Raw genomic sequence first — 6,426 nt, 5'->3', positions numbered from 1 at the left:
GTACGCCGTGAACGTCGCGCCGCCAGACTCCGCAAGGATCTTCGTGATCGCTGCCGTCAGCGACGTCTTGCCGTGATCAACGTGACCGATCGTGCCGATGTTGCAGTGCGGCTTCGAGCGGTTGAACTTCTCTTTGGCCATGGGACTCTCCGTTGGGTCTCGCTGGCGGGATCCGAAAGGGTGAGGTGGGGTTCAGGCCTCTACGCTCAAGCGTATTTGGCCTGGACCTCCTGAGCGACGTTCGACGGCACCTGCTCGTAGTGGTCGAACTGCATGGTGAAGGTGGCGCGGCCCTGGCTGAAGGAGCGCAGGGTGTTCACGTAGCCGAACATGTTGGCCAGCGGCACCATCGCGTTGATGACGTTCGCATTGCCACGCATGTCCTGGCCCTGGATCTGGCCACGACGGGAGTTCAGGTCGCCGATGACCGAGCCGGTGTAGTCTTCCGGGGTCACCACCTCGACCTTCATGATCGGCTCCAGCAGCACCGAGGTGCCCTTCTGCAGGGCCTCACGGAACGCCGCGCGGGACGCGATCTCGAACGCCAGGGCCGACGAGTCCACTTCGTGGAACGCGCCGTCGGTGAGCGTCACCTTGACGTCCACCACCGGGAAGCCCGCCAGCACGCCGGCGCCAAGCACGCTCTCGAGGCCCTTCTGGACGCCCGGGATGTACTCTTTCGGCACCGCGCCACCGACGATGGCGCTCTCGAAGGCGAAGCCCTTGCCGGCCTCGTTCGGCTCCACCGTGAACTTCACCCGCGCGAACTGGCCGGTACCACCGGTCTGCTTCTTGTGGGTGTAGTCCACCTCGGTCTTCTTCGTGAGGGTCTCACGATAGGCGACCTGCGGAGCACCGATGTTGGCGTCAACCTTGTAGGTGCGCTTCAGGATGTCGACCTTGATGTCGAGGTGCAGTTCGCCCATCCCCTTGAGGATGGTCTGGCCGCTCTCGAAGTCGGTCGACACGCGGAAGGACGGGTCCTCGGCAGCCAGCTTCGACAGGGCGATGCCCAGCTTCTCCTGGTCGGCCTTGGACTTCGGCTCGATCGCGATCTCGATGACCGGCTCGGGGAATTCCATCTTCTCCAGGATCACGGCCTTGGCCGGATCGCAGAGGGTATCACCCGTGCGCACATCCTTGAGGCCGGCGAGGGCGACGATGTCGCCCGCATAGGCTTCCTTGATGTCTTCCCGGTTGTTGGCGTGCATCAGCAGCATCCGGCCGACGCGCTCACGCTTGTCGCGGGTGGAGTTGAGCAGGCCCATGCCGGTTTCCATCTTGCCGGCGTAGACGCGGCAGAAGGTGATGGTGCCGACGAACGGGTCGTCCATGATCTTGAACGCGAGGACGGAGGTCGGCTCGTCGTCCGAGGGAAGACGCACGGTGTCTTCCTCGGTCTTGAAGTCGATGCCCTTGATCGCGCCGCGATCGATCGGCGACGGCAGATAGTCCACCACCGCGTCGAGCAGGGGCTGCACGCCCTTGTTCTTGAAGGCCGAGCCGCAGAACACGGGATTGAACTTGCGGCCGATGACGGCGAGGCGGATCAGGCGCTTGAGGGTCGCCTCGTCCGGCTCGGTGCCGTCGAGATAGGCAGCCATGGCGTCGTCGTCGAGCTCGACGGCGGCTTCCACCAGCTTGTTGCGGTATTCGGCGGCCTTGTCGGCGAGATCCGCGGGGATCTCCTCGTCATGGTACTTCGCGCCGAGGGCTTCATCTTCCCACACGACCGCCTTCATGCGGACGAGGTCGATGATGCCCTTGAAGTTGCTCTCGGAACCGATCGGGAGCTGGCAGCACACCGGGTTGCCGGCGACTCGGTCCACGATCATCTCGACGCAGCGGTAGAAGTCGGCGCCGATCTTGTCCATCTTATTGACGAACACGACGCGCGGCACGTTGTACTTGTCCGCCTGGCGCCACACGGTCTCGGTCTGCGGCTCGACGCCCTGGTTGCCGTCCAGCACGCACACGGCGCCGTCGAGCACGCGGAGCGAACGCTCCACCTCGATGGTGAAGTCCACGTGCCCGGGGGTGTCGATGATGTTCAGGCGCTTGCCCTGCCAGATAGCGGTCGTCGCGGCAGACGTGATGGTGATGCCGCGTTCCTGCTCCTGGGTCATCCAATCCATGGTGGCAGCGCCATCATGGACTTCACCGATCTTGTGGCTCTTGCCGGTGTAATAGAGGATCCGCTCGGTGGTCGTGGTCTTGCCGGCATCAATGTGGGCCATGATGCCGAAGTTGCGGTAGTCCTCGATCGCGTGAGTACGGGGCATCGCTCAGTCCTCTCCGATCACCAGCGGTAATGCGAGAACGCGCGGTTGGCTTCGGCCATCCGGTGCGTGTCTTCGCGCTTCTTCACGGCGGAGCCGCGATTGTTGGCAGCATCGAGCAGCTCGGCGGAGAGACGCTCCACCATGGTCTTCTCGTTGCGGGCGCGGGCCGAGGCGATGAGCCAGCGGATCGCGAGGGTCTGGCGACGCTCGGTGCGCACCTCGACCGGAACCTGGTAGGTCGCGCCACCGACACGGCGGGAGCGAACTTCCACCGCGGGAGCAACGTTCTCGAGCGCCTGGATGAAGACCTCGACCGGATCGTGCTTCGCCTTGGCCTCAACCACATCGAGAGCGCCGTAGACGATGCCTTCGGCGACCGACTTCTTGCCGTCGCGCATGACGGAATTCATGAAGCGCGACAGGGTGGTGGAGCCATACTTGGCGTCCGGGATGACTTCGCGGCGCTCAGCCTTGTGACGACGGGACATCGTTCAGATCCTCACTATCACTTCGGCCGCTTCGCGCCGTACTTCGAACGGCGCTGCTTGCGGTTCTTCACGCCCTGGGTATCCAGCACGCCACGCAGGATGTGGTAGCGCACGCCGGGAAGATCCTTCACGCGGCCGCCACGGATCATCACCACGGAGTGCTCCTGAAGGTTGTGACCTTCACCGGGGATGTAGCCGATCACTTCGTAGCTGTTGGTGAGCCGCACCTTGGCGACCTTACGAAGAGCCGAGTTCGGCTTCTTCGGGGTCGTCGTGTAAACGCGCGTGCAAACACCGCGCTTCTGCGGGCTCGCCTGGAGCGCCGGCGCCTTGTCGCGCGCCTTCTGCGCTTCGCGCGGCTTACGGATCAGCTGGTTGATCGTCGGCATGTACGCCTTCGCCTCGTCCTGATCTGCGGCCTCGGCCGCATTCCTTCATTTCGACGACCCTTTTGAAGGATCGCCACGACTGGCCCCGAAAGGGCCTGAATTCCCTTCGCACCAACGAACACGAAAGGCGCCGTCCACCGCCCAAAAGGGGGCAGACACGCCTTTCTCGCGACAGAGGATCACAACGCGCTATACCGGGGCTTTTTTCCCGGCCGGCGCCGCGATCATGCACCTGAAGTTATCGCAGTGCTGTTCCTGGCAGCGTTTCGGCTTCAAGATTGGCCCTTCAAGCACTTGGAAGCGCTGATTTCGAAGGGAACAATCACTCAGACGCCGACCGCCTGCCGCGAAAGTGGGCTGCTTCTAACCGGAGAGTCGCCGAACGTCAATAAGGAACGCGCCGACTTTCCCGTAATTACGCGGCTTTGAGGCTTACGAAGCCGTGACCGCCGTCATAAATCGCCGCCACCCTGCCGGCAGTTCATGTTTTTTTAACAAATGCCCCCGCCCGCGGTGCGGGAGGGGGCGATCTGAAAGGAATCAGGCCAGGAGGGCGGCGACGCCGTCGCGCTCTTCCAGCAGCTCCTTGAGGGTCTTGTCGAACTGGGTCTTGGAGAAGTCGTCCATGGGCAGGCCCTGGACCACTTCATACTCGCCCGCGGTGCAGATGGCAGGCATGCCGAAAACGATGCCCTCGGGCACGCCGTAGGAGCCATCGGACGCCACGCCCATGGACACCCACTTGCCGGCGGTGCCGTGGATCCAGTCGTGCATGTGGTCGATGGCGGCATTGGCCGCGGAGGCCGCGGACGACAGGCCACGGGCCTCGATGATGGCGGCGCCGCGCTTGCCGACGGTCGGCAGCAGGGTCTCGCGATACCAGGTCTCGTCGTTGATGAGCTCCGGCAGCGGCTTGCCCTTCACGGTGGCGAAGCGGTAGTCGGCATACATGGTCGGGGAGTGGTTGCCCCACACCGCTACCTTCTCGATGTCCTTGCTCTCGACACCGGCCTTGGCCGCGAACTGCGACAGCGCGCGGTTGTGGTCGAGGCGGAGCATGGCGGTGATGTTGCGGGCCGGCAGGTCCGGGGCGCTCTTGGCGGTGATGTAGGCGTTGGTGTTGGCCGGGTTGCCGACCACCAGCACCTTCACGTCGCGCTTGGCCACCTCGTTCAGCGCCTTGCCCTGGACCTTGAAGATCTCGGCGTTGGCGGAGAGGAGGTCGGCGCGCTCCATGCCCTTCGAGCGGGGACGGGCGCCCACGAGAATCGCGGCGTCGATGTCCTTGAAGGCGACCTTGGGATCATCGGTGATGACCACGCCCGCGAAATTCGGGAAGGCGCAATCCTCGATCTCCATCACCACGCCCTTCACGGCACCCTGCGCCTGCGGGAGGTCGAGAAGCTGGAGGATGACCGGCTGATCCTTGCCGAACAGGTCGCCGTTGGCGATGCGGAAAAGGAGAGAATAGCAAATCTGACCGGCGGCGCCCGTGACTGCGACGCGAACGGCGGGTTTGGTCATGAGAAGAAGCCCTTTGCCTTGGATGAGCCCCGAAGGCTCGGGCGCGCAATCTATGCTGCGGCGCGGCCGATGGAAAGGCGCTCGCGGGCCTCAGAATCAGCGATGCCGCACGACCTTCGGCTAGGGCGTGCCGCGCCGCGTCAGAGCACCACCACGTGATTGGGCATCTCGTTGCGGTCGTCGGGCTTGCGCGGGAGGGGACCGGCGAGGAGGTCGCCGGCTTTCTCGACACCGGCGACCAGCCCTTCGGCGAGGCTCCCCTGCCGGGCGCGGGCGGCCACCGCATCGCAGATGTCGCGCCACGCGGCGGCGCCCAGGGGACCGTGCGCGGCATCGTCCGCCACCACCTCCACCAGGCGCTCGCGCGCGGCGGCGAAGATGAGGATGCCGGTGCGGCCCTTGGTCTGCGGGATGCCGTAGCTCAGGAAGGTCTCGATGGCCGCGTTGCGGGCCGCCGCCTTGAGCGCGAGGCGGGGCACCGCCTTCTCCGCCATTCCGGGCATGAGCAGCGCGGCGGCGAGAATGACGAACAGCGTGGCTTGCAGCGCCAGCGCCGAGAGCGCCGGCATGGGATAGGCGAGAACGATGAGCCACGGCAGAACAAGCGCCGCCAGCGAGGCCCACAGGATGGAGAAGAAGGGATGCTGCACCAGCGGCGCCCGCGTCACCACCACGCGGATCTCGGCCGATGTCTTCCCCTCGGCCAGCGTCACCGCCTCGGCGATGCGCTGGAGCGCGTGCTGCGGCAGGCCATAGCGGCCCGCATCCTGGGTGGTGGTCGTCGTGCTCGTGGCGGTCGTGGCGGATTGCTGGTTCACGCGAGCCCCTCCCCTGCACTGGCGCGCCCGAAGTTTGCAGGTGCGCGGTAAAATCGCAAGGGCGGGCCTACCAATCCCCAGACGCGCCGCCGCCACCGGAGGAGCCGCCGCCGCCCGACCAGCCCCCGCCGGAGGAACCACCGGACCAGCCGGAGCCGCTGCCGGTGCCCCATTCCCACGAGATCGGACCGCCAGCCACCGCGCCGCCGGGCCGCCTGCGGGCCGCAGGGCCGCCCGGCCCGCCGCCGCGCATGACGCGCCAGATGATGAAGCCCATGAAGATGACCATCACCGCGAAGAAGATGAGGTTGTCCACCTCCTCCTCGGTCCAGTCGGAGGATTCCAGCTGTTTCGCCCGCGCCTTCGCCTCGTCCGGGTCGAGGTTCAGGATTTCGAGGATGGCGTCCGTGCCCTTCACGATGCCCGCCGCCATGTCGCCGGACTTGAACGCGGGCACGATGGCGTTGCGGATGATGGTGGCCGACACCGCGTCCGTCAGGATGCCTTCGAGGCCGTAGCCCACCTCGATGCGCACCTTGCGCTCCGCCGGGGCGACGAGGAGGAGCACGCCGTTGTTCTTCTTCGCCTGCCCGATCTGCCAGGTGCGGAACAGGCGGTTGGCGTAATCCTCGATGGAGGTGCCCTGCAGCGAAGGAACGGTAGCGACGACCAGCTGGTCGGTGGCCTTCGCCTCCTGCGCCGCCAGCTTGGCATCGAGCGCGGCAAGGGTGCCGGGATCAAGCACATGGGCGGCATCCACCACCCGTCCGGTGAGGGGCGGGAAGGTCAGTTCCGCCCAGGCGGGGGCGACGCCTACGGGCGCGACGGCGAGACACAGCGCCAGAAGGCCGGCCAGCGCGAGCGCGAAGCCCGCGACCGGTCTGTGGACCGCAAAGGCGCGCGGCCGGCCCATCTGGTGGCCCAT

Annotated in this window: 7 protein-coding genes; all 7 read right to left on the bottom strand. The window is 65.9% G+C overall.

What is annotated here, in order from left to right; all coding sequences use genetic code 11:
• The coding region (locus ACE3QW_RS20125; protein WP_374252176.1) for a GTP-binding protein at positions 1 to 141 on the bottom strand (141 nt) is incomplete at its 3' end.
• Between the two features lie 65 nt (positions 142 to 206).
• Positions 207 to 2,282, bottom strand: a complete 2,076-nt coding sequence (fusA, locus tag ACE3QW_RS20120; RefSeq protein ID WP_024278438.1) for an elongation factor G — start codon at positions 2,280 to 2,282, stop codon at positions 207 to 209.
• A gap of 17 nt (positions 2,283 to 2,299) precedes the next feature.
• Positions 2,300 to 2,770: a 30S ribosomal protein S7 gene (gene rpsG, locus ACE3QW_RS20115; RefSeq protein ID WP_024278437.1), complete on the bottom strand. Its 471-nt coding sequence runs from the start codon at positions 2,768 to 2,770 to the stop codon at positions 2,300 to 2,302.
• A gap of 17 nt (positions 2,771 to 2,787) precedes the next feature.
• Positions 2,788 to 3,159, bottom strand: a complete 372-nt coding sequence (gene rpsL, locus ACE3QW_RS20110) for a 30S ribosomal protein S12 (protein WP_012113697.1) — start codon at positions 3,157 to 3,159, stop codon at positions 2,788 to 2,790.
• A 540-nt stretch (positions 3,160 to 3,699) separates the two neighbouring features.
• Positions 3,700 to 4,683 carry a malate dehydrogenase gene (locus tag ACE3QW_RS20105; RefSeq protein WP_024278436.1) on the bottom strand — a complete coding sequence of 328 codons (984 nt, stop codon included), beginning with the start codon at positions 4,681 to 4,683 and terminating at the stop codon, positions 3,700 to 3,702.
• A 140-nt stretch (positions 4,684 to 4,823) separates the two neighbouring features.
• Positions 4,824 to 5,501 (bottom strand): TPM domain-containing protein, encoded by a 678-nt coding sequence (locus ACE3QW_RS20100; protein ID WP_029558962.1) that lies wholly within the window; start codon positions 5,499 to 5,501, stop codon positions 4,824 to 4,826.
• A 67-nt stretch (positions 5,502 to 5,568) separates the two neighbouring features.
• Positions 5,569 to 6,414 carry a YgcG family protein gene (locus tag ACE3QW_RS20095; RefSeq protein WP_374253545.1) on the bottom strand — a complete coding sequence of 282 codons (846 nt, stop codon included), beginning with the start codon at positions 6,412 to 6,414 and terminating at the stop codon, positions 5,569 to 5,571.
• Between the last annotated feature and the right edge of the window lie 12 nt (positions 6,415 to 6,426).

Source organism: Xanthobacter sp., from assembly GCF_041911315.1.
GTDB classification, from domain to species: Bacteria; Pseudomonadota; Alphaproteobacteria; order Rhizobiales; family Xanthobacteraceae; genus Xanthobacter; species Xanthobacter aminoxidans.
The sequence above is the reverse complement of the archived record's forward strand: the minus strand, read 5'-3'. Positions and strand labels throughout refer to the sequence as shown.